Source organism: Pseudoxanthomonas sp. LjRoot204_2 (assembly GCF_056175765.1).
Window position 1 is genome coordinate 1 of record NZ_JBGFFG010000345.1, and the last position, 3,691, is coordinate 3,691.

Below are 3,691 nucleotides of genomic sequence, written 5' to 3' on the forward strand. Positions count from 1 at the left end.
GCGTGACGGCATCGCCAAAGGCGAGGAGGGTGCAATCGTCGCGCACCTGCTGCGCCAGACGCACGCAGAGTTCGGGTCCGATGCCGCCCGGCTCGCCCGGAACCAGCGCGAGCCGCGGTACCACGTCAGCCGCCCGGCGTGGTCTCGGCGCCGGCATTGCGGAAGCTCACGTAGGCTTCGCCACGCAGTTCCTGCAGATAGCGGTTGTACTCGTCTTCCGCCTTGCGGCGGCCGATGGTTTCGCGCACCTGGGCGCGGCGGTTCTGGTCGGTCACGTCCGTCTGGCGGCTGCCCACGCGCTGCACGATGTGCCAGCCCGCGTCGGTGCGGAACGGCGGGCTGACCTGGCCGTCCTGCAGGCCGGTGACCTGCTGGCCGAAAGCCGGACCGAACGCCTCGGCGGGGAACCAGCCCAGGTCGCCGCCTTCATCGCGGCTGTTGGCGTCCTCGGTGGATTCCTTGGCGACTTCGACGAAATCAGCGCCGCCGGCGATGCGGGCGCGCAGCGTATCGATCTTGGCCTTGGCGGCGTTCGCGTCCTGCGTCGGCGTGATGCGGATCAGGATGTGGCGCGCGTTGTACTCGGTGACCGACCGCTGTTCGGCTTTCGCGCCGTCGCGCACTTCCACCAGCTTCAACAGCTGGAAGCCGCTGGGGCCGCGCAGTGGGCCGACGACCTGGCCGGGGCTCATGCCCTTCAGCATTTCCACGAACGCGGTGGGGATCTCGTCCGGGCTGCGCCAGCCGAGGTCACCGCCTTCCAGGGCGTTGGGGCTGTCCGAGTAGCGCACGGCGGCGGCGGAGAAATCCAGCTCGCCCTTGTCGACAAGCGCCTTGACGCCGTCGATCTTGCTCTTGCCGGTATTGATCTGTTCCGCACTGGCGCCATCGGGCAACGCCACCAGGATGTGCGCGAGGTGGTACTGGACCTGTCCGGTGGCCTGCGCGGCGAGTGCGGCATCGACCTCGCCTTCGCTCACCTGCACGCGGCTCTGGGCGAAGCTCTGGCGGAGGCGCTGGATCGTCACCTCATCGCGCAGCGAACTGCGGAACTCGGCGAACGACATGCCGTCGGCTTCCAGCCGCTGGCGCAGGCCGTCGGGCGTGGTGCCGTTCTGCTGGGCGACCGCGTTGACCGCATTGTTGAGTTCGGCGTCGCTGATGCGGATGCCGCTCTCGGCTGCGCGCGCGACCTGCAGCTTGACCAGCACCAGTCGCTCCAGCACCTGGCGCTCCAGCACGTTGCGCGGCGGAAGCTGGCCAGGCTGGTTGGCGTACTGGGTCAGCACGTTCTGCACCGCGCGGTCCAGCTCGCTCTGCAGCACGACATCCTCGTTGACGACGGCGGCGATGCCGTCCAGGCGCTGCAGGGTCTGGGCCTGCACCGAGGTAGCGACCGTCGACAGGGTCAGCAGGCCGGCGATGAGGAAGCGGGAAAACGGCTTGGTCATGGCAATGGATCCGGAGCGTAAGAGGTGTCGTCCGGTCGCTGCGCGATATTGCTCGGCGGGACGAGATAGAGGTCGTCTCGGTAGTAACCGAGAATAGCACGGCGCAAGGTGCGGTCCGTGTCCTGGCCGGCCGAGCCCAGGCCTTTCAGGACGAATTCCACCTGGAATCCGGTGTTCATTTCGCCCTCGCGGTTGCGCACGTAGCGGCGTACCAGCGCGCGCACGGCCAGGCAGCAGCTGTCCCACTGCACGCCGGCGACGCCTTCCAGCAGACCCGGCTCCTGGTCGGTCGCGGCATCGCGATAGAAGGAGTGGTAGTAGCGTCCCACCACGCTCCACGCCGGCGTCACCGGGTAGAGGAACGAGAAGTCGGCCTGCTCCAGCAGGTCGCGGCGGCGGCGGTACGTGATGTTGACCACGCCGTCGTCCGGCAGCAGGTAGCGGGCACGCACGCTGGCCAGGTCTTCGCGGCGGAACTTCGGGTCCCACTGATAGGAAGCGCCGATGGTCCAGCGATCCGTCGGCGCGTAGTTGGCGTCGACGACCCAGGCCGACTTGCCTTGCGCCAGGGGGACCTCGTTCGGCGCGGTGACGCGCACGTCGTCGAAGTAGCGGATCTGGCCGATGCTGGCCGACAGGCGTTCGAAACCATCCTTCTGCCGCAGCAGGCGCGTGGTCAACGCCAGCGTCAGCTGGTTCGCGTCGGTCTGGCGGTCCGGTCCGGTGTACCGGTTGTCGCGGAACAGCTGCCCGTAGCTGAAGTTGAACGGACGCGTGTCGAAGATCGGCAAGCCGTCTTGTTCGCGATACGGCGCGTTGAGGTAGAACAGGCGCGGCTCGAGCGTGTGCAGGAAGCGGTCGCCCTTGATCTCGGTCTCACGGTCGAAGTACACGCCCGCGTCGAACGAGCCGATCGGCAGGCTGCGGCTGGGCGAACGATCGTAGAACTCGGCGATCTGCGCCGCGCTCACCGGTTGCCCCGCGGCGATGCCATACGCGGCGCGCGCACGATCGGTGGCGATCGTCTGGGCCAGGTCGGCATCCAGCCGGTACTCGGTATGGCGGTAGGCCAGCGTGGGCGTGACGTACCAGGACGCGCCCTGGATGGGGAACGAGATGGTCGGCTTGAGGTCGATGCGGCTGCCGCCGGCGAGTTCGTCGTGCTGGAAGCGCACCGCTTCCGCATGGCCGCCCACGTTGATCCAGCGGCTCAGCGGCTGGCTCCAGTTGAAGTAGGTGCGGGGCAGGCGGTTGTAGGGCAGCGAGGCTTCGGTGCTCAGGTAGTCGGAGAGTTGCCAGTGGTCGGCCATCAGTCCGGCGCTCCAGTACTCGCCGGCGCCATAGATGCCGGCCGTGCTGGTGACGGAGGAGTACGCCTGGCCAAACAGCGAATTGCCGAAGTCCTCCTGGTAGCGCGCGTCGCTCAGCCAGATCAGGTTGGCGCGCGCCTGCCAGTTCGGACTGAACCGGTGGTCGCCTTCGAACGACAGAAAGCCGCGGCCGTCGTCCGGATCGGGATTGTTCGGATTGAGGGGATCGTAGTCCGCCTCGTTCATGCGGTCGCGGACCAGGTCGTCCTTGGTCATCCAGGTGCCCTGGATCTCGCCGCGTCCCTTCTCGTACAGATAGCGGAATTCCGCGCCCATCTGGAACCCGCGTTCGCTCATGTAGCGCGGTTCCAGCGTCGCGTCGTAGTTCGGCGCCAGGTTGAGGTAGATCGGCTGCTTCCAGTCGAAGCCGTTCCGGCCGGACAGGCCGATCGCCGGGTACAGCAGGCCGGTGTGGCGCTGGTCGTCGATGGGGAACTTCAGGTACGGCACGTACAGCACCGGCACCTTGCCCAGGCGGATCGTCGCGCCACGGGCTACGCCCCATCCGTCGTCGGTGTTGATGTCGATGCGGCGCGAGCGCAGTTCCCAGCGGCGGTCGTCGGGATCGCAGGTGGAATAGGTGGAGTGCAGCAGGCTGCCCTCCGGTCCCTTCATGTCGATGCGGTCGGCGCCACCGTTGCCGCGCCGGTCCACCAACTGGTAGCGCACGTTGTCGATCTGGTGCGTGTCGGCGCTCTGGTCGCCGCGGGCCGTGTCGGCGATCAGGCGGATGCCGGTGTCCTGGTACCGGATGTGGCCATCGGCGACGTACGTGTCCTTTTCCTGGTCGTACTTCAGGTTGTCGGCGCCCAGGAACTGGTCGCCGCGACTGAGGGCGACATTGCCCTGGTACTCGAGGTTGGCCTCGGT

Annotated in this window: 1 protein-coding gene and 1 pseudogene; both read right to left on the reverse strand. The window is 67.6% G+C overall.

Translation table 11 applies throughout. The annotated features are described in order from the left end of the window. Positions 1–158: 158 nt before the first annotated feature. Positions 159–1,451: pseudogene (locus AC04L7_RS14370) on the reverse strand (peptidylprolyl isomerase); the annotation flags it as partial. After that, on the reverse strand, positions 1,448–3,691 hold a 2,244-nt coding region (gene lptD, locus AC04L7_RS14375), incomplete at its 5' end, for an LPS assembly protein LptD (protein WP_475513259.1). The pseudogene AC04L7_RS14370 and the gene lptD, both read right to left, overlap by 4 nt.